Annotated in this window: 23 protein-coding genes; 13 read left to right on the plus strand and 10 right to left on the minus strand. The window is 70.0% G+C overall.

All coding sequences use genetic code 11. The annotated features are described in order from the left end of the window. The 3 genes from ACBJ59_RS37615 to ACBJ59_RS37625 form a co-directional block, all read right to left on the minus strand. Nucleotides 1–1,551, minus strand: coding sequence for an FAD-dependent oxidoreductase (locus tag ACBJ59_RS37615; protein ID WP_375114938.1), 1,551 nt, complete (start codon nucleotides 1,549–1,551; stop codon nucleotides 1–3). An 11-nt stretch (nucleotides 1,552–1,562) separates the two neighbouring features. Beyond that, nucleotides 1,563–3,035 carry a glycerol kinase GlpK gene (gene glpK / locus ACBJ59_RS37620; protein ID WP_375114939.1) on the minus strand — a complete coding sequence of 491 codons (1,473 nt, stop codon included), beginning with the start codon at nucleotides 3,033–3,035 and terminating at the stop codon, nucleotides 1,563–1,565. A gap of 75 nt (nucleotides 3,036–3,110) precedes the next feature. After that, nucleotides 3,111–3,872 carry an IclR family transcriptional regulator gene (locus ACBJ59_RS37625; RefSeq protein ID WP_375114940.1) on the minus strand — a complete coding sequence of 254 codons (762 nt, stop codon included), beginning with the start codon at nucleotides 3,870–3,872 and terminating at the stop codon, nucleotides 3,111–3,113. A 378-nt stretch (nucleotides 3,873–4,250) separates the two neighbouring features. Here ACBJ59_RS37625 and ACBJ59_RS37630 point away from each other — a divergent pair, with 378 nt between their 5' ends. Together ACBJ59_RS37630 and ACBJ59_RS37635 are read left to right on the plus strand one after the other, a co-directional pair. Continuing rightward, nucleotides 4,251–4,877: a TetR/AcrR family transcriptional regulator gene (locus ACBJ59_RS37630; RefSeq protein ID WP_375114941.1), complete on the plus strand. Its 627-nt coding sequence runs from the start codon at nucleotides 4,251–4,253 to the stop codon at nucleotides 4,875–4,877. 86 nt (nucleotides 4,878–4,963) lie between these two features. After that, nucleotides 4,964–5,542 carry a YqgE/AlgH family protein gene (locus ACBJ59_RS37635; protein WP_364114486.1) on the plus strand — a complete coding sequence of 193 codons (579 nt, stop codon included), beginning with the start codon at nucleotides 4,964–4,966 and terminating at the stop codon, nucleotides 5,540–5,542. Between the two features lie 23 nt (nucleotides 5,543–5,565). Here the strand turns inward: ACBJ59_RS37635 and ACBJ59_RS37640 are convergent, their stop codons facing one another. After that, nucleotides 5,566–6,189, minus strand: a complete 624-nt coding sequence (locus ACBJ59_RS37640; RefSeq protein WP_375114942.1) for a TetR family transcriptional regulator — start codon at nucleotides 6,187–6,189, stop codon at nucleotides 5,566–5,568. 150 nt (nucleotides 6,190–6,339) lie between these two features. Here ACBJ59_RS37640 and ACBJ59_RS37645 point away from each other — a divergent pair, with 150 nt between their 5' ends. The 6 genes from ACBJ59_RS37645 to ACBJ59_RS37670 all read left to right on the plus strand — a co-directional run bounded on the left by ACBJ59_RS37645 (nucleotide 6,340) and on the right by ACBJ59_RS37670 (nucleotide 13,703). Further along, nucleotides 6,340–7,935 (plus strand): MFS transporter, encoded by a 1,596-nt coding sequence (locus ACBJ59_RS37645; protein WP_375114943.1) that lies wholly within the window; start codon nucleotides 6,340–6,342, stop codon nucleotides 7,933–7,935. Nucleotides 7,936–8,018: 83 nt separating this feature from the next. After that, a complete protein-coding gene (locus ACBJ59_RS37650; RefSeq protein ID WP_043616197.1) occupies nucleotides 8,019–8,276 on the plus strand; it encodes a DUF3039 domain-containing protein in 258 nt (85 codons plus the stop codon). A 228-nt stretch (nucleotides 8,277–8,504) separates the two neighbouring features. Next, nucleotides 8,505–9,239 carry a zinc metalloprotease gene (locus ACBJ59_RS37655; RefSeq protein WP_375114944.1) on the plus strand — a complete coding sequence of 245 codons (735 nt, stop codon included), beginning with the start codon at nucleotides 8,505–8,507 and terminating at the stop codon, nucleotides 9,237–9,239. A 25-nt stretch (nucleotides 9,240–9,264) separates the two neighbouring features. Then, complete coding sequence (locus ACBJ59_RS37660; protein ID WP_375114945.1) at nucleotides 9,265–10,650, plus strand: MFS transporter; 1,386 nt, start codon at nucleotides 9,265–9,267, stop codon at nucleotides 10,648–10,650. A 436-nt stretch (nucleotides 10,651–11,086) separates the two neighbouring features. Next, the gene (locus ACBJ59_RS37665) at nucleotides 11,087–11,827 is read left to right on the plus strand and encodes a hypothetical protein (RefSeq protein ID WP_375114946.1); all 741 of its coding nucleotides are present in this window, start codon (nucleotides 11,087–11,089) and stop codon (nucleotides 11,825–11,827) included. A gap of 124 nt (nucleotides 11,828–11,951) precedes the next feature. Then, nucleotides 11,952–13,703: a DEAD/DEAH box helicase gene (locus ACBJ59_RS37670; RefSeq protein WP_375114947.1), complete on the plus strand. Its 1,752-nt coding sequence runs from the start codon at nucleotides 11,952–11,954 to the stop codon at nucleotides 13,701–13,703. A gap of 187 nt (nucleotides 13,704–13,890) precedes the next feature. Here the strand turns inward: ACBJ59_RS37670 and ACBJ59_RS37675 are convergent, their stop codons facing one another. The 3 genes from ACBJ59_RS37675 to ACBJ59_RS37685 form a co-directional block, all read right to left on the minus strand. Then, a complete protein-coding gene (locus ACBJ59_RS37675; protein WP_375114948.1) occupies nucleotides 13,891–14,379 on the minus strand; it encodes a GNAT family N-acetyltransferase in 489 nt (162 codons plus the stop codon). An 82-nt stretch (nucleotides 14,380–14,461) separates the two neighbouring features. Then, a complete protein-coding gene (locus tag ACBJ59_RS37680; RefSeq protein WP_375114949.1) occupies nucleotides 14,462–15,628 on the minus strand; it encodes a hypothetical protein in 1,167 nt (388 codons plus the stop codon). Next, entirely contained in the window at nucleotides 15,618–16,727 is a 1,110-nt protein-coding gene (locus tag ACBJ59_RS37685; RefSeq protein ID WP_364114505.1) for a helix-turn-helix transcriptional regulator, read from the minus strand. Before ACBJ59_RS37685 ends, ACBJ59_RS37680 begins: the two co-directional genes overlap by 11 nt. A 460-nt stretch (nucleotides 16,728–17,187) precedes the next feature. On the opposite strand from ACBJ59_RS37685, the gene ACBJ59_RS37690 reads away from it, so the two are divergent. Together ACBJ59_RS37690 and ACBJ59_RS37695 are read left to right on the plus strand one after the other, a co-directional pair. Beyond that, nucleotides 17,188–17,379, plus strand: a complete 192-nt coding sequence (locus ACBJ59_RS37690) for a hypothetical protein (protein WP_375114950.1) — start codon at nucleotides 17,188–17,190, stop codon at nucleotides 17,377–17,379. 179 nt (nucleotides 17,380–17,558) lie between these two features. Further along, nucleotides 17,559–17,936, plus strand: coding sequence for an STAS domain-containing protein (locus tag ACBJ59_RS37695; protein ID WP_375114951.1), 378 nt, complete (start codon nucleotides 17,559–17,561; stop codon nucleotides 17,934–17,936). Nucleotides 17,937–17,970: 34 nt separating this feature from the next. Here ACBJ59_RS37695 and ACBJ59_RS37700 read toward each other — a convergent pair whose 3' ends face one another. From ACBJ59_RS37700 to ACBJ59_RS37710, 3 genes are all read right to left on the minus strand, one after another. Next, complete coding sequence (locus tag ACBJ59_RS37700) at nucleotides 17,971–18,504, minus strand: hypothetical protein (RefSeq protein WP_375114952.1); 534 nt, start codon at nucleotides 18,502–18,504, stop codon at nucleotides 17,971–17,973. A gap of 130 nt (nucleotides 18,505–18,634) precedes the next feature. Continuing rightward, nucleotides 18,635–19,204 (minus strand): nicotinamidase, encoded by a 570-nt coding sequence (locus ACBJ59_RS37705; RefSeq protein WP_375114953.1) that lies wholly within the window; start codon nucleotides 19,202–19,204, stop codon nucleotides 18,635–18,637. Between the two features lie 15 nt (nucleotides 19,205–19,219). Further along, nucleotides 19,220–20,503, minus strand: coding sequence for a nicotinate phosphoribosyltransferase (locus ACBJ59_RS37710; protein WP_375114954.1), 1,284 nt, complete (start codon nucleotides 20,501–20,503; stop codon nucleotides 19,220–19,222). A gap of 46 nt (nucleotides 20,504–20,549) precedes the next feature. Here ACBJ59_RS37710 and clpS point away from each other — a divergent pair, with 46 nt between their 5' ends. Genes clpS through ACBJ59_RS37725 form a run of 3 tightly spaced genes read left to right on the plus strand, consistent with a single transcriptional unit; the run spans nucleotide 20,550 to nucleotide 21,837 of the window. After that, nucleotides 20,550–20,843 carry an ATP-dependent Clp protease adapter ClpS gene (gene clpS / locus ACBJ59_RS37715; RefSeq protein ID WP_043616171.1) on the plus strand — a complete coding sequence of 98 codons (294 nt, stop codon included), beginning with the start codon at nucleotides 20,550–20,552 and terminating at the stop codon, nucleotides 20,841–20,843. Between the two features lie 58 nt (nucleotides 20,844–20,901). Then, on the plus strand, nucleotides 20,902–21,426 hold the full coding sequence (locus ACBJ59_RS37720; RefSeq protein ID WP_375114955.1) for a DUF2017 domain-containing protein: 525 nt from the start codon (nucleotides 20,902–20,904) through the stop codon (nucleotides 21,424–21,426). Between the two features lie 9 nt (nucleotides 21,427–21,435). Beyond that, nucleotides 21,436–21,837: a M67 family metallopeptidase gene (locus ACBJ59_RS37725; protein WP_364114519.1), complete on the plus strand. Its 402-nt coding sequence runs from the start codon at nucleotides 21,436–21,438 to the stop codon at nucleotides 21,835–21,837. Nucleotides 21,838–21,942 lie beyond the last annotated feature (105 nt).

Here is a 21,942-nt window from a genome sequence, read left to right on the forward strand (position 1 = left end):
TCAGGTGAGCAGGCCCTCTATCCGGGTTCGGATCTCGGGCGTGTCGAGGCCGCGTACGGTGAGGGTCGTGCGGCGGCGTACGACGTCGTCCACCGTGGCCGCCCACTCGTGGTCGCGGGCGTAGACAGCCTGCGCCCAGATGTCCGGCCCGTCCGGATGGATGCGCTCCCCGAGCGCGGGATCCTCGCGGATGAGCCGGGCCAGGTCGAACGCGATCGAGCCGTAGTGCGTGGCCAGGTGCCGGGCGATCAGGGGGTCCATGCGCGTGCCCGGGTCGCGGTCGGTCCACAGCCGCATGGCCACCGCGTCGGGGCTGGCCAGGCCGGGCAGCGGCACGGCGGGCAGGATGTCGGCCAGGTCGTCGCCCAGCGGCAGCCCCGGCAGGTGGGCCAGGGTGTCGAGGACGTGCTTGCCGATGTGGCGGTAGGTCGTCCACTTCCCGCCGGCCACCGACAACATACCGCCCGAGCCGCTGGTCAGCACCGTCTCCCGCTTGGCCGCCGTCACCTGCCCGGGGCCGCCGGGCAGCACCCGCAGGCCGGCGAAGGCGTAGGTGATGTCCTCGCGCCTGAGCTGGGAGTCGCGTACGGCGTGCCCGGCCTCGTCGAGGATCTGCGTGATGTCGGCCTCGGTGGCGGCCACCGCGCCCGGATCGCCCTCGTACGCCTCGTCCGTCGTCCCCAGCAGCAGGTGGTCCTCCCACGGGATGGCGAACGACACCCGGTACTTGTCGATCGGCGTGGTCAGGGCCGCCTTCCACGGCTCGTGCCGGCGCAGGACCAGGTGGGCGCCCTTGGACAGGCGGATGCTCGGGGCCGCGTCCGGGTCCTCCATGCGCCGCAGGTGGTCCACCCACGGGCCGGTGGCGTTCAGGACGAGCCGGGCGGACACGCCGAACTCCGTGCCGTCGAGCCGGTCGCGCAGCTCGGCGCCCGTCACGCTGCCGGCCGTCTTGCGCAGCCCGACGACCTCGGCGTGGTTGAGCACGATCGCGCCCGCGTCCACGGCGGCGCGTACGGTCATGACCGCGACGCGGCTGTCGTTCATCTGGTGGTCGCCGTAGACGGCGGCGGCCCGCAGCCCCTCCGTGCGCAGCGCGGGCACCTTGGCCAGCGCCTGGTGCGGTGTGATCACCTTGCCCATGCCGTCGCCGAACACCGACAGCGCCGAGTACAGGAACACGCCCGCCCCCAGCTTGGCGGCCCCGTGCGGCCCGCCCTTGTAGATCGGCACCAGGAACGTCAGCGGCTTGACCAGGTGCGGCGCGATGTCGCCGGCCAGGGCGCGGCGCTCGCGGTGGTTCTCCGCCACCAGCCTGACGTTGCCGGTCTGCAGGTAGCGCAGGCCGCCGTGGACGAGCTTGGAGGAGGCGCTGGAGGTCGCGCCGGCGAAGTCGCCCGCGTCGACCATCGCCACCCGCAGTCCCGCCTGGGCGGCCATCCAGGTCACCGACGTGCCGAGGATGCCGCCGCCGATCACGAGCAGGTCGTAGGTGGTGCCGGCCAGCTCGTGGCGGGTCTCCGCCCGATCGGCGCCGATCGTGGTCCTCATTGCCACACTCCCTACTGCTCGACCCAGTCGAGGGTCCGGGCCACGGCCTTCTTCCAGTTGCGGTATTCGCGCTCGCGTACGGACTCGTCGATCGCGGGGCGCCACTCGGCGGCCTTGTGCCAGTTGACGCGCAGGCTGTCGAGGTCGGGCCAGTAGCCGGTCGCCAGCCCGGCGGCGTACGCGGCGCCCAGCGCGGTGGTCTCGGCCACCATCGGCCGGATCACCGGCACGGCGAGCACGTCGGCCAGCGTCTGCATGAGCAGGTTGTCGGCGGTCATGCCGCCGTCGGCGCGCAGCGTCGTCAGGTCGAGCCCCGAGTCGGCGTTCATCGCGTCGACCACCTCGCGCGTCTGCCAGGCCGTGGCCTCCAGCACGGCGCGCGCGATGTGCCCCTTGTTCACGAACCCGGTCAGCCCCGCGATCACCCCGCGCGCGTCCGACCGCCAGTGCGGCGCGAACAACCCCGAGAAGGCCGGTACGAAGTAGCAGCCGCCGTTGTCGTCCACCGTCTTGGCCAGCGTCTCGATCTCGGCGGCGCTGGAGATCAGCCCCAGGTTGTCGCGCAGCCACTGCACCAGGGAGCCGGTGACCGCGATGGCGCCCTCCAGCGCGTACGTGGCCGGCCCGGCGCCGATCTGGTAGCCGACGGTGGTCAGCAGGCCGTGCTTGGAGACGACGGGCTCCTGGCCGGTGTTCATCAGCAGGAAGCTGCCCGAGCCGTAGGTGCTCTTGGTCTCGCCGGGCGCGAAGCAGGTCTGCCCGAACAGCGCCGCCTGCTGGTCGCCGAGCGCCGAGGCCACCGGGACGCCGGCGGAGGTGCGGCCGTAGACCTCGGCGGACGGGCGGATCTCGGGGAGCATCGCGCGCGGCACGCCCATCGCGGCCAGCAGCTCGTCGTCCCAGGCCAGCGTGTGGATGTTCATGAGCATCGTGCGGCTGGCGTTGGTCACGTCGGTGATGTGGCGGCCCGTGAGGTTCCACAGCAGCCAGCTGTCCATCGTGCCGAACAGCACCTCGCCGCGCTCGGCCCGCTCGCGCAGCTCGTACGCGTCCAGCAGCCAGCGGATCTTCGGCCCGGAGAAGTAGGTCGCCAGCGGCAGCCCGGCCCGCTCCTTGAACAGCCCTTCGTGCTCGGCCAGCGCGTGGGTGAGCGCGTCGGTGCGGGTGTCCTGCCAGACGACGGCCGGGCAGACCGGGCGGCCGGTGGCCCGGTCCCACAGCACGGTGGTCTCGCGCTGGTTGGTGATGCCCAGCGCGGCGATCTGGCCGTCCTCGATGCCGGCGCCGCTCACCGCCTCGGCCAGCACGCCCTGCACGGCCTGCCAGATCTCGTCGGCGTCGTGCTCCACCCAGCCCGGCTTGGGGAAGATCTGGCGGTGCTCGCGCTGGGCGACGGAGATGATGTTGCCGGCCTGGTCGAAGACGATGCACCGGCTGGACGTGGTGCCCTGGTCGATGGCTGCGACGTAGTGCGGTCGAGGCACTGGGGTTCCTCGCAAGGGCTCATGGTTCGACAATGCCGAACGAATGGTATTTGGTCGCCGGGTGCTGTTCAAGTGTCATCTGGCGAGGTCGCGGGTGATGGCGCGGGCCGCGTCGCGTACGTAGGAGACGAACTCCATGGGCAGGTCGCCGCCGGGAGCCAGGCGCTCGACGGCGCCCCGGATGCCGATGGCGCCCACCACGAGGCCGCGCGGGTCCTTGATGGGTGCGGCGACGGCCACCTCGCCCTCCGTCAGCTCCTCCATCTCCGCCGCCCACCCGCGCGCCCTGACCTGGTCGAGCTCCTCCTCCAGCTCCACCGGGTCGACCAGCGTGCGCTTGGTGTGCGGCTGCAGCGGCGTGGCGAGCGACTCCCCGTAGGGGTCGAAGGCGAGCAGGACCTTGCCCAGCGCGCTGGCGTGCGTCGGCAGGTATGTGCCCACCTGCAGCGTCTGCATGCTGTCGTCCGGCCGGAACACGTGGTGGATCACCAGGACGTGGCCCTCGTGCAGGGTCCCGATCCAGGCGCTCTCCCTGCTGCGCCCGGCCAGCGCGTCGGCCCAGTTGATCGAGCGGGTGCGCAGCTCGTTGACGTCGAGGTAGCTGCTGCCCAGGTGGAGCAGCGTGGCGCCGAGGCGGTACTTCCCCGTGGTCTGGTCCTGCTCGACGAACCCCACGTGGACCAGGGTGCGCAGGATGCCGTGCAGCGTGCCCTTGGGCAGGCCCAGCGCCCTGGCCAGCTCGGCGACCCCGAGCAGGCGGGGACCGGAGGCGAGCAGCCGCAGGATCGCGGCCGCCCGTTCGACCGACTGAATCGTCTCTCCCACAACGGGCACCATAGCGCAGTCTGGTTCGGTATTGCCGAACACTGCCGGACCAAACCCACCATCGGCCCGGCGGCGTTGTGAGCGGTCCCCTACAATGGCGCCAGAGGTGAACCCGGCAGGCACCAACGCCCCCGTTCGACCCCAGCGCACGAGTCCGGAGCGGCCCTTCCGCGAGCAGCGGGAGCCCCGGCAGGCATGACGATGGCGGCGGCGAGTCCCCCGGATCGCCCCTGCCCACGCAACACACCCCCCGGCGAGGCCGCCAGGCCCTCCCGCGAGCGAGGAGAGCCCGAGCAGCGCCCCCACGACCGGCACCGACCGCTGGGCCGGCGGCACGCCATCATTTAATGGAACCTATGTTTCGTTAAGATGCAGCGACGAGGAGACTAGATGGACCAACCTTCCCGTTCGGCGGGAACCGTGCGGCCCGGAGGCCGCACTGCCAGGGTGCGCGCGGCCGTCCTGGAGGCCACCCAGGACGAGCTGGTCGAGCACGGCTTCCACGGCCTGACCATGGATCAGGTCGCGGCCAGGGCGGGCGTCGGCAAGACGACGGTCTACCGGCGCTGGGGGAGCAGGGCCGGCCTGGTGGCCGACCTCATGACCGAGCTGGCCAACCAGTCCACGCCCTACGCCGACACGGGCGGCATCGAGGGTGACCTGCGGGCCAACGCGTTCTCCGTGCTGGAGGCGCTCAACGACGGCCGCCTCGGGTCCACCTTCCAGGCGGTGATCGCCGCGGCCACCAGCGACGAGCAGGCCGCGCAGGCGCTGCGCGCCTTCTACCTGCGGCGCATCGAGGAATGGGCCAACGTCGTGGACCTGGCCGTCAAGCGGGGCGAACTGCCCGAGGGGACCGACGGCGGGGAGGTGATCCGGGCGATCTCTGCGCCGCTCTACTACCGGCTGGTCGTCACCAGGGAACCGGTGACGAGGGAGACCGCCGAGCGGTCCGTCGCGCGCACGCTGGCCGCCGCCCGGGCGGGAGCGTTCGTCGTGCCGGATTCGGCTGGTTGACCGCGTCCAGTTGCTGAACGGGTGCGAAAAGTAACATCGGGGCACTGGGGGAGCGCGCACCCCCACTGAGCCTTCATGATGGAGGTATGGCGGAAGCGATCTACGTCGGCGGTTTGTTGGTGGCGACGCCGCTTCTCGACGACCCCAACTTCCGGCGTAGCGTCGTGCTGATTCTCGAACACGACCACGACGGCGGCACCCTGGGCGTCGTGCTCAACCGGCCGAGCGACATCTCGGTGACCCAGGTGCTGCCCGTGTGGGACCCGCTGGTCACGGGGCCGTCAGTGTTGTTCGAGGGCGGGCCCGTACAGACGGACAGCGCGCTGGCGCTGGCGGCGGTCCCGAGCGGCGAGGAGCCGCTCGGCTGGCGCCGGCTGCACGCGGGCACCGACGCGGTGGCCCGGCTGGGCACGGTGGATCTGGACGCGCCGCCCGAGATCCTGCAGGGGGAGATCGCGCAGATGCGCATCTTCGCGGGCTACGCGGGGTGGACGTCGGGACAGCTGGAGAGCGAGATAGCCGAGGGCGCCTGGTACGTCGTCGACTCCGAGGTCGGCGACACCTTCCACGCGGACCCGGCCTCACTGTGGCGGCACGTGCTCCGGCGCCAGCGCGGCGAGCTGGCGTTCGTGGCGACCTGCCCGGACGATCCGACGATGAACTGACGCCGGAGATCCCGGCCCGCGAGCTAGTGCCGGAGGTCCCAGCCCGGCCGCAGCGAGCGCTCGGCCAGCTCGATGCTCTCCGCCATCCGGTGCGTGACCTCGCTCATCGTGCCGTCGCGGCGCGGGCACTCGAGGCCGACGCGCATGGTGGACATCGCGAACCCCACGATCAGGTGGGACAGCTGGTCGTGGTCGGGATCCACGCCCCTGCGGGCGGCGATCACCTCGGCCACCTCGCGCTCGGTCTCCGCGCCCTTGGCCACCGACAGGCCGACCAGGCGAGGGTGCTCGTCCATCAACCGGCGCAGCTTCAGGAACCTCTCCGCGTCCTCGGGCGCCGAACCCGCGACATCCGCCAGGACGGCACGCAGCGCGTGCATGAGTGAGGTGAACGGCGGCTCGTCCTGCGGGCGGCTCGCCAGGGTCTCCAGCATGATCGCCTTGCCGTGCTCGTGGAACCACAGCACCAGGTGATCCTTGTTGGCGAAGTAACGGAAGAAGGTGCGGGGGGAGATCTCGACAGCCCCCGCTATCTGCTCGACCGTGGTCGACTCGTATCCTTGTTCGACGAACAGGTCGAGCGCCGCGTCGAGGATCGCCAGGCGCGTCTTCTCCTTCTTGCGTTCCCGCAGACCCACTGTGGACACTCCCTCGAAACCCTTCTGACACAGTGTGCCATAAGTCATAGGACGACGATTAAAAGTCGGTTGTCATATGGCATCCACTGCCATAGATTACCGGAGGCTTACGAGGTCTATGCCCCGGTGTGGGGCTGTATGTGTATTTAGGGGGACTACATGGTTCACGCGAAGGCGGTCGACGCGCCGTCATCGCCCGACCCGATCAAGCCGGGAACCGGGGGCAATCCGTGGCTTGTGCTGCTGGCGGTCAGTCTTGGCGTCATCATGGTGATGCTCGACGGCACGGTGGTGGGCATCGCCAACCCGGTCATCCAGGTCGACCTGAAGGCTTCGCTGTCGGACCTGCAGTGGGTGACCAGTGGTTATCTCCTGGCGCTGGCGGTCTTCCTGATCACCGCGGGCAAGCTGGGTGACCTGTTCGGGCACAAGCGCGTCTTTCTCATCGGTGTGGCCGGCTTCGCGGTCTCCTCGGTGGGCATCGGTCTCAGCGCCGAGCTGGCCGACATCATTCCCGGTGTCTCGCCGGTCGGCGCGCTGATCGGCCTGCGCGTGCTGCAGGGCCTGTTCGGCGCGTTGCTGCAGCCCGCCGCGCTGGCGCTGCTGCGTGCGGCGTTCCCCGGCGAGAAGCTGAACCAGGCGATGGGCGCGTGGGGTGCGATCATCGGTCTGTCCAGCGCCGCCGGCCCGATCGTGGGCGGCGTGCTGGTCGAGAAGGTGAGCTGGGAGTCGGTCTTCTTCATCAACGCGCCCGTCGGCGTCGTCGCCCTGGTCATGGGCATCCTCCTGATCAAGGAGAACCGCTCGCAGACGCTGGCGCGCATCGACTGGCTCGGCGTGGTGCTGCTGTCCGGCGCGATGTTCTCGCTGGTCTGGACGATCATCAAGGCTCCCGAGTGGGGCTGGGGCGACAGCACGACGCTGACCTTCGTGGCCGCGTTCGTGGTGCTGATCGGCGCGTTCATCTTCTGGCAGAGCAGGGCCAGGCAGCCGCTGGTGCCGCTGTCGCTGTTCGCGAACCGCTCCATCTCCATCGGCACCTTCCTGATGATGATGGTCGCGTTCGCCATGTTCGGCGCGATGTTCTTCCTGGGCTTCTTCTTCCAGGGCGTGCACGGGCTGACCCCGCTGGAGGCCGGTCTGCGCATGCTGCCGATGAGCGCCGGCATGATCGTCGCCTCGCCGCTGGCGGGCATGGCGATCGGCAGGCTCGGACCGAAGATCACGATGGCCGCCGGTCTGCTGATCACCGCGCTGGCGATGTTCCTCATGTCCCAGCTGAGCATCGACGCCTCGTTCATCGAGAGCGGCATCCCGTTCGTGCTGCTGGCCTTCGGCCTCTCGCCGGTCTTCGTGGGCGCCACGGAGATCATCGTGGGCAACGCGCCGGTGGAGCTGAGCGGTGTCGCGGGTGGTCTGCAGCAGTCGGCCATGCAGGTCGGCGGCGCGCTCGGCACCGCGATCCTGGGCGCCGTGATGGCCGCCGAGATCTCCAGCAAGCTGCCCGGCTACCTCGGCCCGGCGGCGCAGGCGATCCCGCCCGCCCAGAGGGCCGGGCTGGAGGAGGCCGCCTCCTTCGGCGTGGCGCCTCCCGGGCTGCCGCAGCAGATCACCGACGCCGTGCACCACTCGTTCATGGACGGCATGCACCTCGCCTTCCTGGTGAGCACCTGCATCGCGGTGCTGACCGCCGGGCTGACGTTGTTCGTCAAGTCCGGGCGGAAGACCGAGGGCGCGCCGGTCCACATGGGCTGACCAGGGCTCTCCGTACGGCCTCCGCTCACCGGGCGGGGGCCGTACCGCTGTTCGGGGTCGCGGGCGGGCATAAACTCAATGGGGTGAGCACGAAGATCCTCCCAGAGCAGGAGACCACTCCGCGGACGTCGCACGGCGATGGCGATCACGAGCGGTTCGCCCACTACGCGGACAAGCACAAGATCACCGAGAGCATGGTGACCGGCACGCCCATCCGCGCGCTGTGCGGCAAGGTCTGGGTGCCCAGCCGCGACCCCAAGAAATACCCGGTCTGCCCGGAGTGCAAGGAGATCTACGAGGGCCTGCCCCAGGGCGGCGACGGTGACGGCGACAAGCAGTGAGTGTTGCTGAGCGGTAATCCCGCTGCGTGGAGCTACGGTCTGTAGCCAGACCAGCTCAAATCGTAGTGAGGGGACCGCATGGCCCGGCGTGTGACCGCCGTCTCGTTGGCATGCCTGCTCGCGGCCGGGTTCCTCCCGCCGCCCCGGGCCGGCGCCGACCAGCTTTCGGCAGGCTGTGCGCGACACGCGCCACGAACACCCGGGCCACGCTCGCCCAAGCCGGAAGACGTGTCCAAGGTCATGGCCGAGCTCGACAGGCGGCTCGCCGGGGTCACGCCACCGACCCGGATCACCGTCCCCACCCGGGTGCACGTCCTCTCCCGCGGCTCTGACGGCAAGGTCTCCGACGAGGCGGTCAGGGCCCAGATCGACGCGCTCAACTCCGCGTACGGCGGCGCCTTCGGCGGCGTCGACACCGGCGTGCGCTTCCGGCTCGACGCCATCTCGGTCAAGGAGGAGTCCTCCTGGTTCGCCGACCCCGTCGCCCACGAGAAGGCCATGAAGAACGCGCTGCACGAGGGCGGGGCCGGCACGCTCAACCTGTACATCGCCCAGCTCAGCGAGCTCATGCTGGGCTTCGCCAGCTACCCCTACTGGTACGCGGACGCGCCCGGCCTCGACGGCGTGGTGATCGACTGGCGCAGCCTGCCCGGGGGCGCGATGACCAACTACAACCGCGGCTTCACCGGCGTGCACGAGATCGGGCACTGGCTGGGGTTGTTCCACACGTTCGAGAACGGCTGCGCGGCCCCCGGCGACGGCATCGACGACACGCCGCCCGAGGCCAGGCCGACCGAGGCGTGCCCGCAGGACAAGGACACCTGCACCGCGCACAAGGGCAAGGACCCGGCGCACAACTACATGGACTACGCCCACGACCGGTGCATGTGGGAGTTCACGCAGGGGCAGGCAGATCGCATGCACGAGATGTGGGCGGCGTACCGCGACACGGCGGCTGCCTAGATTTCCGGCAAATTACGATGTGTGGGTGACAGCACCAAAGGCACTCGACGCTCCGCACCGGACGCCCGGGATCCTCGGCCCCGAATACCGGACGGCCACGTTAGGGATCCTGCTCGTCGTCACGCTGATCGCCTTCGAGGGGATGTCGGTCGGCGTCGTCATGCCGGTCATCGCCAGGGAGCTGAACGCGCTCGACCTGTACGGCCTCAGCTTCTCCGCCTTCCTCATCGCCAGCCTGTTCATGAACGTGGTGGCCGGGCTCTGGTCGGACCGGCGCGGGTACCGGCTGCCGTTCCTGGCCGGGGTGGTGCTGTTCGTGATCGGGATGGGGCTGGCCGGGGCGGCCGTCTCGCCCGGGATGTTCCTGGTGTCGCGGGCCGTGCAGGGGCTGGGCGCCGGCGCCTCCATCGTGGCGCTGTACGTGATGATCGCCCGGGTCTATCCGGTGGACGTACGGCCCAAGGCGTTCGCCGCCGTCTCCGCCGCCTGGGTCGTGCCCGCCATGGTCGGGCCGGCCGTGGCCGGGACCGTCGGCGAGCATCTGGGCTGGCGCTACGTCTTCTACGGGATCATCCCGCTGGTCGTGCCCGCGCTCGCGATGCTCGTACCCGCGTTGCGGATGGGGTCGCCGTCCGACGCCGAGCCCGGTACCGGGCCCCGCTCCAGGCCGGTGGCGATGACGCTGGCCGCCACCGCCACGGCGGGCGGGGCCGGGCTCCTGCTGCACGGGGCGGACCGGCTGCACACGGACCTGGCGCCCGCGGCCGTGGAGACGGTGGCCGGGCTGGCCCTGCTGTTCTACGGCCTGCACCGGCTCCTGCCGCCGGGCGCGCTGCGGTTCGGGCGCGGGCTGCCCACGACCGTCCTGATGCGCGGGTTCTACTCGGCCGCCTTCTTCGGCGTCAACCAGTTCATCCCGCTGGCGCTGCACGAGGTGAAGGCGTTCGACCCGACGGCCGCGGGCATCGCGCTGACGACCGGGGCGCTCGGCTGGTCCGCGGGGTCGTACCTGCAGAGCAGGCGCCCCGGCGCGGCGCACAGGAGGATCAGGCTGGGTGCCGGGTGCCTCACCGCCTCGATCCTGATCTGCACGCTCTGCGTCCTTCCGGGGGTGACGGGGTGGATCGCGGTGCCGGCCTGGATCGTGGCGGGCTTCGGGATGGGCTTCGGCATCACCACGGTCAGCGTCCTGGCGATGAGGCAGTCCCCGGTCAACGAGCAGGGGGCCAACTCGGCGGCGCTGTCGGTGTCCGACCAGCTCGGGTCGGCGCTGTCGGTCGGGATCGGCGGGGCGGTGGTGAACGTGATCGGGCACTCCCCGTCGGAGATCGCCAGCGGGTTCCTGGTCATCTCGGGCCTCATGGCCGCCATCGCGCTGGCGGCCACGCTGCTCGCCGGGCGCACCCGCTGAATTCCGTCCCTCCCGTCACAGCGACCACGGTTCTCCTGATCCCCGTGGCGAGGAGTGATAGGACAGCGGGCAAGGAGGTGCCATGGAGGGTGATCACCGAGTCTGGCCTCCCGGGCCGGGGGCCAGGCATCGCCGTACTCCTCCAGAGGACACGGAGCCCGCGTGGGGTGCGGACCGTGACGAGGAGCCGCGACGGGGCCGCGCCGGCCTCCCGTACTCCTCGGGACGGGACCTCGGCCCCTTACCTCAGGACCAGGACCCCACGGCCCGCGCGCCCGGCCCTTCGACGCCTGACCTGAACGCGCGCCGAGGACGCCCTCCCGAGCCTCCACCCGACTGGGGCCGCCCGCCCGCGGCTCCTCCGGACCGGGGGCGCCGAGGTTCGGGACGGCCGGTCGAGGATCTTCGGGGCCGGAGTTCGGGACGGCCGGTCGAGGTGGCGCCGGAGTGGGGGCACCGGGAGCGCCCGCATCCCCTCGACCTGGATCCGGAGGAGCCGGCGTGGAACCCCCGGATCGGCAGGACCGCCTCCCGGCCCCCCGGCCACGAGTGGGGCACGGAGGACGACCTTCCCCCGTCCGCCCGCCTCTACGGCGCTCCGGCCGACCCGGGGGTACGCAAGAGGCGCACCGGCGGGGGGCAGGTGTGGCGGCGCGTGGTGGCCGTGCTGGTGGCGCTGGCGGCCGGTGCGGGGCTGGTGGCGGGGGCCACGGTGGTGGCGTTGCGGCTCACGGCGCCGCAGGCGGAGACGGGGCGGCTGAGCGACTCGCTGGCCGGGGTGACGGCGACGCTGCCACAGGGATGGAGCGCGGGGGCGGTGGCCCCGGTCACGGGGTTCACCTCCGTCGTACGGGACGGGGGCGGGGGATTCGTGATGGCCAGGCCGGTACCCGGGCCGGTGCGGGACCCGAAGAAGGCCACGGCGGAGGCGGCGGAGCTGTACTCCAGGCTCCTGCTCAAGGGCGACCGCGTGACGATCGTCGAGGACAAGGCGGTGCCCGGCGGCCACACCCGTGCGCTCCGGGCGGAATATCGGGATGTGGTGAACCGGCCGGCGTTTCTCAGAGTGATGCTGCTCACTCGCCCGGACAAGCCCGTACTGCTCGTCGGGCTGCTCCAGCCCGAGGAGAACAACCGCAGGCAGGAGCTCGACACGGTGATGACGAGCGTCCGATAAGCCGCATAGCACGTGAGGAAGACCTTGGCCAGAATCCTCGGCTCACGGCACGTCTTGTCGGTGGGCCCGATTACCCTTGGGTCACTGTGAGAGAGCGAAGCACACGAACCCCAGAGGTGATGCGGTGAGCACCTTCGCCGCGTCCCACCTTTCGCCTTCCTATCCAGACCGGGCCGCGTGGGGCACCGCGCCCAAGTTGCGTGCCTGGCAGCAGGAGGCGTTCGACCTCTACTTCAGGCGCGAGCCGCGTGACTTCCTCACCGTGGCGACGCCGGGCGCGGGCAAGACGACCTACGCCCTGCGCATCGCCAGCGAGCTGCTCGCCAACGGGGTGATCAGGGCGGTCACCGTCGTGACCCCCACCGAGCACCTCAAGCGCCAGTGGGCCGACGCCGCCGGGCGGGTCGGCATCGGCATCGACCCGGAGTTCAAGAACAGCCAGGGCGCGACGTCGCGTGACTACACCGGGGTGGCGGTGACCTACGCGCAGGTCGCCATGCACCCGGCCCTGCACAGGGCGCGCACCGAAAACCGCAAGACGCTGGTCATCTTCGACGAGATCCACCACGCGGGCGACGCCAAGTCGTGGGGCGACGGCGTGCGGGAGGCGTTCGAGCCCGCCACGCGCCGCCTCCAGCTCACGGGCACACCGTTCCGGTCCGACGACAACCCGATCCCGTTCGTCGGCTACGAGGAGGACGCGGAGGGCTTCAAGCGCAGCGTCGCCGACTACTCCTACGGCTACGGCCCGGCCCTCGACGACGGGGTCGTGCGGCCGGTCATCTTCCTGGCGTACTCGGGGGAGATGAAGTGGCGCACGCGCGCGGGCGACGAGATCGCCGCGACGCTGGGCACCCCGCTCACCAAGGACCAGCTCTCCCAGGCGTGGCGGGCCGCGCTCGACCCCAAGGGCGACTGGATCCGCCAGGTCATGCAGGCGGCCGACCGCCGCCTCACCGAGGTGCGCAGGGGTGTGCCCGACGCGGGCGGCCTGGTCATCGCCACCGACCACGAGACCGCCCGGGCCTACGCCCGCCACCTGCGCAACATCACCGGCGAGGGCGCCACCGTGGTGCTGTCCGACGACCCGGGCGCGTCGAAGAAGATCAAGCAGTTCGCGGCCTCGGAGGACCGCTGGCTGGTGGCCGTGCGCATGGTGTCGGAGGGCGTCGACATCCCCCGCCTGTGCGTGGGCGTCTATGCCACCTCCACCTCGACCCCGCTCTTCTTCGCCCAGGCCGTGGGCCGCTTCGTGCGGGCCCGCAAGCGCGGCGAGACCGCCTCGGTCTTCCTCCCCTCGGTGCCCACGCTCATGGGGCTGGCCAACGAGATGGAGGTGGAGCGCGACCACGTGCTCAACAAGCGGCCTCCGGAGGACGGCCTCGACGACACCCTCCTGGAGCAGGCCAACCGCCAGAAGGACAATCCCGACGTCCTGGGCGACGAGCTGCCGTTCGAGACGATGGAGACCACGGCCACCTTTGACCGGGTGCTGTTCGACGGCGGCGAGTTCGGCACCGGCGCGGAGGTCGGCTCGGCCGAGGAGGAGGACTTCATCGGCCTGCCCGGCCTGCTGGAGCCCGACCAGGTGGCCACGCTGCTGCGCAAGCGGCAGTCGGATCAGCAGGCCGCCAGGCGCAAGCAGGCGGCGGAGGAGCCCCCGCAGGCGCTGGCGCCGCACGAGCAGATCGCGGATCTGAGGCGCGAGCTGAACGGCCTGGTCGGCGCGTGGAACCACCGCACGGGGCAGCCGCACGGGGTGATCCACTCGGAGCTGCGGCGAGCGTGCGGCGGCCCGCCGATCGCCCAGGCCACCGCGGAGCAGATCCAGGAGCGGATCAGCATGATCCGCCGCTGGGCCACCCAACGCCGCTAGGACAGCCGCCGGGAGGAAGCGCGCGCCCGCCCGCCGTGGCCGCCGAGGCCGGCCGGCGGGGGCGTGCGCGCGCCGTGCTGGGCGAGGTCGCGGACATCACGCGCGGGCACCGCCACCGTCGTCGGCCATCGCCGCCCGGGCCGGTTCGTGGAGGCGCGGTCCTTCGGTGAGCGGGGCCGGGGCGGTTTCACCCCTGGCCGGTTGCCCGGTCGTGGGGATGGTGGTGGTTCAGGCGGCGGACCATGATGCGGCACAGCTCCGGCCGCAGCTCGCGCTCGCCGTCCGCGCGGTACACCACCTGCGTGGTGCCGACCTTGCCGTGCGGCCACTCCTCGTACCCGTGGCGCCGGTACAACCGCTGCGCCGACGGATTGTCCAGCCCCACGCCGAGGGCGACCTGCTCGTGCCCCATGGCGGTGAGCCGCTCCTCGGCCGCCCGCAGCAGCTCGGTGCCGATGCCCTGGTTGCGCCGCTGCGGCACCACCTCCAGGTGGGTGAGCAGCGCGACGCCGGGCAGGTGGGTACGCAGCTCCGGCTCCTCCGCGGGGGCCAGCCAGACGTAGACGTCCCCCAGCGCCCGCTCCGCCTCCCAGGCCACCAGGAGGAACCCGTGCCCGGAGTCCTGCAGGGCCAGCCGGTCGGCGAAATAGGGCTCCTGCCCGAGCGCGCGGATCATGGCAGGAAGATCGGTATGGACGGCTTGGCGGATGTCAGGTGCCCCCACGGACGTCAAGATTCCCGGATCATACTCCTGTGAATCAATTGAGGAGGTTCATGCGGTATTGACAGTTCAAGGGTGATGCGTCGCTTTTGACCAGCCGTTTCAGCGCCTCGTCGACGCCGGACGCGAGCCGCGAACGGCTCTTGAGGTGCTCGATCCAGGCGTGGCGGTCCTCCTGCCAGCCCTTGACGTACCGTACGCAGAACTCCGGCTCGATGCTGTTGAGCCTGCCCAGCGCGGCCCGCAACGAGGCCTCCATGGCCGCCGGATCGGGATCCCGGCCGGGCGGCATCCGCCTGACCCGCCGCAGCACGTCCTTGATGAACGCCTCGCGCCGGGCCAGGAACCCCGCCCAGTGCCGGGCGTCGGTGGCGGCGCCCAGGCCCTTCCCGCCGTCGAGCAGCCAGTAGACGCCCTCGGCCAGCACGTCGCCGAACTCCTGGTCGCGCGCCCTGGCCGGCCGGTCGAACGGGTCGTACGACCGCTGCTTCACCCTCCCCGTCACCGCGAGGCTGCGCAGCGAGGTCTCCTCCAGCAGGTAGAACCAGTCCTCGTTGTAGACGTTCGGGAAGAACGAGGGGTTGCGGAACGTCTCGACCGCCAGCGCGCCGCCGCCCACGAACGACTCCTGGTGCCCGCCGGCCAGCCGGTGCGCGTGGCACACCACCGAGTTGTCCGGAAAGCCGCCGATGTGCATGCCCACCGCGTCGTAGCGGTCGAGCAGCGCCGCTGCCCTCATGACGTCCTGGTGCCCGCCGACCTCGATGTCGTCGTCGAGGAAGACGACCCGCTCCCAGCCCATGAAGTGGGCCAGGAGCAGCCCGAGGTTCCGTTTCGCGCTGAGATCGGTCACCCGGACGAACTTGGTGCCCTTCACGATCGTCGTCGTCTCGAAGTCCGGCATGTCGAGCCGGCTCACGTCGTCGACGTCGATCGCGATGTATTTGATGTCGTGCGGCATCAGGGCGGCCGCGCGGTCGGCCCTGCTCCAGGGCCGGCTGTGCAGGGTCACGAGCGGGCAGCGCAGCTCGGCCGCCAGGCGGACGGCGTGGCTGAGCCAGCGTGGATGCCGGATCGTGGGGACGACGATCGCGTCCACGGTGGCCGACGGCGCGTGGCCCGGATCCGGGTCCGGCTTGTCGACCAGGTGCCTGTGGGAGCCGTGGTGGTGCTCCGTGCCGACCTGTTCTATCTCAGTCTCCATCGGCGGGCTCCGACCATTCGTGGAGCCGAACGGTGTCCAGAGTCCAGTCCGGGGTGACGACGGCCCGGCCCTCGATCCGGACCCGGGTGAGCATGCTGTAGGACGGCGCGGTGCCGAAATGTTGCCGGAGGTAGGCGGTGTTCCGGTCGCGAAACCGTTCGTCGGTCAGCGCTCGGACCGCTCCATAGACGCCTCTGCCGTACATCCCGTTGCAGATGGTCAGGGTGCGTTCGACGTTGTAGGGATTGACCCCGCGGTAGAAGAACGCGACGTCCTCCAGGAGTCGAACATTAGCGCCTGACCCGCTGCGTACGGGGTAGTGCCTGCGCGGCGTGTCGTCGCCCTCGTCGACCTCGAAGTACGGTCCCAGCTCGCCGTCCCAGTCGGCCACCTGTCGCACCGGGAGCTCGATCCGCGCCAGCATCGACCTGGTGACCTGGTTGTAGTCCACCCCGCCCAGGAGCGCCAGGTGCGTCGTGAAGTCGTCGGAGCGTAAGTCCTCGGGGGCGCGGAGGGTGACCAGGCTCCTGGGGTTCGCGGCCCGGAGGTGGCCGTGCAGCTCGAACAGGGAGTCCAGGTCGGAGTACTTGTAGTGCTCGATGTAGTCGGCGGTCTCGGGCGACGCGTACGGGATCTTGGCCCGCTGCTCCTCCGGGAGCTGGGAGCAGATGATGGTGATCGTCTCCCCGTCGGGGAAACGCCACGGGTTGAGGCGGTAGACGTCCTGACCGGGTGCCGGCTCGGCGTTCTCGCCCGAGGCCAGGGCCCGCAGCACGGTCTGGCGCAGCCGGGTCAGCTCGGTGAGGAGCCTGCGCTGCTCCTCCAGCTCGACCGGCGTCATGTCGGCCAGCGGCAGCACGCGGGCCCGTCCGTTGCCGAGCGAGCGCCTCGTCGCGAAGAACGCGGCGTACTTCTCCAGCCTGTGCAGGGGCGGCACCTTGATCGCGTGGGTCGACTCCCACGAGGAGATCAGCGGTACGCTCACCCCGAGCGCCTCGCGCAGCTGCGCCTGGGTGATCCGCACGTCCGGCCAGTGGCCCTCGCGGAGCTCGCGCAGACGGCGCGCCAGCGCGGTCCCCGCGGATTCGTCGCCGCCCATGCCCAGCCTCACTCGATGTGAACTTCAGTGATTTCTAGTGAACATGGTTCTCCACGACGGAGTCGATAGGCGAATCCCCAGCTAGACCCCCATATCGCGCTCGACGTGGGAAAACCTGCGCACAAGAGCCACCAGTCTAGCCACCTGGCCGTGCGCGCCGTGCACGAATGGGACGCATCGGTGCGGGGTAATAATGTAAATGGGAGAAGTTCAGTTAATACAACTGAAGTTGACTGAATAATAGGTGGAGGCGGTTCGCGACGGATATGCGATGAGCCACATTCCCCACTACGAGCGGCATCCCAGCGGAAAGACCGCGGACACCCCCGAGACCCGACATCTGCAGAGGTGTCCGCGAAGCAAGGTTTGTGTCAGAGCGCGTCTCCGCACCAGGGAAAACCTCATGCCAACAGTAGTCCCCCACCTAACGGTGGCAATGCCCACTTCAATGCCCACTTCAATGCCCGCTTCGATCGAGACCAGGCAGCTGTCCCTCTTCATCCTGACGATCATGATCGTCCTGACGGTGGCGGCGATTCGCGGATTGCTCCGGCGGACGCACATCGTCATGGTGATCGGCGGCACGAGCGTCATGCTCGTGATCCTCGCCATCCTGGCCGCCGCCTACCTGATCACCTTCGCCGGAGCCTGAGAGACGAGGCCCGGCGCCGCCCGAACCCAGGTCAAAGGGTACGAAGCGGCCGCCGGGCCGGTGGTTACGTTGAGTGACTCTAAGCATTTGGACACAGAGCAGTGACCTCCTGTTAGAAGCTCGGCGGAACCGGCAACAACACTCTTGGCTGTCTTGGGATATGCAGAAGGACTTCGCCCATGTCGTCTGAGGCCACCGGAAAGTCCACGCTCACCGTCACTTCCGGCCTCTCTCGAAACGCCATCATCATCAGGCTCGAAGGCGAGCTCGACGTCAACGCGCTGCCGGTGCTCAGGGAGCACCTGCAGCGCATCTGGGACCTTCCCCCCAAACCATTCCTGATTCTGGACCTCGGTGAGGTCGCTTTCTGTGACTCCATGGGCATGAACGAGCTCGTCGACATCATGCACCGGTGCGAGTCCAGAGGCACCAGGCTGCTGCTCGGCGGGGTTCAGGGGGTCATGGCCCGGGTGTTGTCGATCACCGGTCTGCGGCACGCGTTCGAGGTGTTCGCGAGATTCGACGACGCGCTTCGGGCGGCCGTCGCGCACGTCTAGCTGCGCACACCTGGCAAATGGCTGAATCGTGTACTCACGCGGCCGGCCGGGGGATAGGGCGCCCGCTCCGGCCATCCGTCGGGATATATCCCGTCTTCTCGTCTAATGGGACCTTGAGGGTGGCTATGCCGTCTTGGACATGGACGGGGAGCGTGAACACGGCCCGGTGACGCATGGTGAGCATGGCCCGGTGCTCCTCGGCCCGCGGGGTCTCGTACAGCCAGACCAGCAGCTTCCGCCCTTCGACGCGGATGATGACCTCGGCCGTGGGGCACTCGCGCGGCGCGGCCGGCCACGTCAGCACGAGCTCCTGGCCGGCGCTCGCGGACTGCGGCACCGGGGCGCGCTCCTGGCAGGGGAGGGGTGGGGCGGGCACCGAGTGGGCCGCGGCGGCGGGATGGACGGGGGCGGCGGGGTGGGGGATGGCGTTCATCGCGATCGTCCCGCCCTCCAGCAGGCATAACGTCACTATCGCGCCCGCGCGCTCGACCTTGGTGCCCTTGACGAGCAGCCAGAGACTGAGGGGGGCGAGAAGGAGCCAGGCCATGCCGAGGGAGAGGGCAAGCATGGAGAACCTCCCACTAGTAGGAAGAACCGTCACTCTCCGTATTGCTCCGACTTCGGAGTGGGTTCGCCCTCTTCGATATCACATGACCTGAGCGTTGCACAGTGCGTACGCTTCGTGATCAGGGAATCGGTCACCCGACGGCGGGCGCGCCTCGCAGGGTGGCGCCCGCCCGGCTCATCTCCGCCACGGCCGCCTCCGTGGTCGTCGGGGCCACGCCGGCCGTAAGGTCCAGCAGCACCCGCACCGCCAGCCCCTGCTTGACCGCGTCCAGGGCCGTGGCGCGTACGCAGTGGTCCGTGGCGATGCCCACCACGTCCACCTCCTGCACCCCGCGCTCCCTGAGCCAGTCCGCCAGCGTCGCCCCGTCACCGGAAGTGCCCTCGAAGCCGCTGTACGCCGCCGCGTACGCACCCTTGCTGAAGACCTCCTCCACCCCCGCCACGTCGAACGACGGGTGGAAGTCCGCACCGGGCGTGCCGGCCACGCAGTGGGCGGGCCAGGTGGAGACGTAGTCGGGGGTCTCGGAGAAGTGGCTGCCGGGGGAGATGTGGTAGTCGCGGGTCGCCACGACGTGGTCGTAGCCGTGGTCGGCCACGTGGCGGGTGATCGCCGCGGCCACCTCCGAGCCCCCGGCCACGGCCAGGCTGCCGCCCTCGCAGAAGTCGTTCTGCACATCGACGATGATCAACGCGCTGCCCATAGGTAGCACGATACGTCAGGCGAATTCGGTGGGAATCGCCGCGTACCCCCGCCCCAGGTGGAGGGCCTCCTGCGGGAGGGTGGCGACGGCGGCGGCGTGGCGGTCGCGCGCGGCGGACAGGGGCTCCCGGCCGACGACCACCCCCTCGCGCACGAGCTGGTGCAGCAGGGGGACGCCGCCCTCGGGGGCGAGCCCGCCGGTGGTGATCAGCTCGGTCTCGACGTGACCGGACTCGTCCATCAGCCGGTACGCCTCCTTGCGGCCCCCGCGCGACGGCTTGCCCACCGAGCGCTTGGCCACGGCCTCCAGCTTGCCCGTGGCCGTCTCCCGCGCCACGAGCTTGTACACCAGGGCCGCCGTCGGCACGCCGGAACCGGTCACCAGGGAGGTGCCCACGCCGTAGCCGTCCACGGGGGCGGCGGCGAGCGCGGCGATGGCGTACTCGTCGAGGTCGGAGGTGACCAGGATGCGGGTGTTGAAGGCGCCGAGGGCGTCGAGCTGCTCGCGCACCTCCTGGGCCGCCGCCGCCAGGTCCCCGGAGTCGATGCGGACCGCGCCCAGCTTCGGGCCGGCCAGCTCGACGGCCGAGCGCACCGCCTCGGCCACGTCGTACGTGTCCACCAGCAGCGTCGTCTCGGCCCCGAGCGAGGCGATCTGGGCCTCGAACGCCGCCCGCTCCGAGTCGTGGAGCAGCGTGAACGCGTGCGCCGCCGTGCCGGCCGTGGGCACGCCGTACACGCGCCCGGCCATCAGGTTGGAGGTCGAGGCGAACCCGGCGATGTACGCGGCCCTGGCGGCGGCCACCGCGGCGGCCTCGTGCGTGCGGCGCGAGCCCATCTCGATGAGCGGCCGCGGGCCGGCGGCGTTGGTCATGCGGGAGGCGGCCGAGGCGATGGCGCAGTCGTGGTTCAGGACCGACAGCGTCACCGTCTCCAGGAGCACGGCCTCGGCGAACGTGCCCTCCACGATCATGATGGGGGAGGCGGGGAAGTAGAGGTCGCCCTCGCGGTAGCCGTAGATGTTCCCGGAAAACCGGTAATCGGCGAGAAACGCCAGAGTGGTGTCGTCGACGACCTGGTGCTCCCGCAGATAAGTGAGTTCCTCGTCACCAAAACGGAAGCGTTCGAGCTCGTCCAGGACACGTCCCGTCCCGGCGACGACTCCATAGCGCCGCCCGCCTGGCAGATGGCGGGCGAACACCTCGAAAACCGCGCGCCGGTGCGCCGCGCCGCTCCGCAGGGCGGCCTGCAGCATCGTCAGCTCATAGTGATCTGTGAGCAACGCAGTGCTCATGGTCATTCTCACGAGTCGAAGACTACGGCCCAGATAGGGCAGACTCGGGGATGTGGGTAGCACCGCTCCAATCGCCGTTGAGCGTCCGTCATCGGACGTCCGGCCCGATCTGCCGTGGGTGACCATCGTCTGGAACGACCCGGTCAACCTCATGTCCTACGTGACCTATGTCTTCCAAACGGTCTTCGGTTATCCCAAGGAGAAGGCCGAGAAACTGATGCTGGACGTGCACCACAAGGGCAAAGCGGTCGTGTCCAGTGGCACGCGCGAGGAGATGGAACGGGATGTGCAGATTCTCCACTCCTACGGCCTGTGGGCGACGGTCCAGCCGGACTCGGTCAAGTGAGTCATATGAGTCGTACAAGTCGTACAACACAGAGGTCGAGGCCAGTGAGGCGGCGCGGGTGAGTTCGGGGTTCTCGCGGGGCAAGGAAGGCGCCGTCATCGCCAAGTTCGAGGCGGCGGAGATTTCGCTGCTGCGCTCGCTGGTCTCGATGATGCTGGGCATCGTCTCCCCGGGGCAGACGAGCGACGACCCGCTGGAGCGGGCCCTGGGCATCGGCGACAGCGCGGTGCCGTCCGATCCGGTGCTGGCCAGGCTGTTCCCCTCGGCGTACGAGGACGAGAAGGAGGCGGCGGAGTTCCGCCGCTACACCGAGGCCACGCTGCGCGACGGCAAGCGGGCCGACGCGCAGACCGTCCACGAGACCGCCCGGGCGGGGCGTGCCGAACTGTCGCCCGAGCAGGCCCAGGCGTGGCTGCGCTCGCTCAACGACCTGCGCCTGACGCTCGGCACCAAGCTCGACGTGACCGAGGAGATCCACGACGAGATCGCGATGATGTCCGAGGACGACCCCCGTTATCCGGCCTATGTCACCTATGACTGGCTGACCTACCTCCAGGACAGCCTGGTCCGTGCCCTCTGGTAATTTCCGGGCATGCTGTCGATCTCGCAGGAACTGGTAGACAAGATCGTCGCCCATGCCCGGGCGGATCACCCCGACGAGGCGTGCGGCGTCATCGCGGGCAAGGACGGTGTGCCCGAGCGGTTCATCCCGATGGAGAACGCCGAGCGTTCGCCCACTTTCTACCGCTTCGACTCGATGGAGCAGTTCCGGGTCTGGCGTGACATGGACGATCGCGACGAGGAGCCCGTCGTGATCTACCACTCCCACACCGCCACCGAGGCGTACCCGTCGCGCACCGACGTGTCCTACGCCTCCGAGCCCAACGCCCACTACGTCCTGGTCTCGACGAGGGACGAGAACGAGGTGGAGTTCCGCTCGTACCGCATCCTCGAAGGTGTGATTACCGAGGAAGAGGTAAGGTTTCTCCCATGATGGCCAGGCCTGTGCAGAGCTTCCTCTTCGCACACACTCCTGCTGTCGTCGTCTACGACTGTCGCTGATTCGGAATCCGCATCAAGCCGTCGGCGTTGCTGCCGA

The sequence above is a fragment of the Nonomuraea sp. MTCD27 genome, from assembly GCF_041950495.1.
GTDB lineage: Bacteria > Actinomycetota > Actinomycetes > Streptosporangiales > Streptosporangiaceae > Nonomuraea.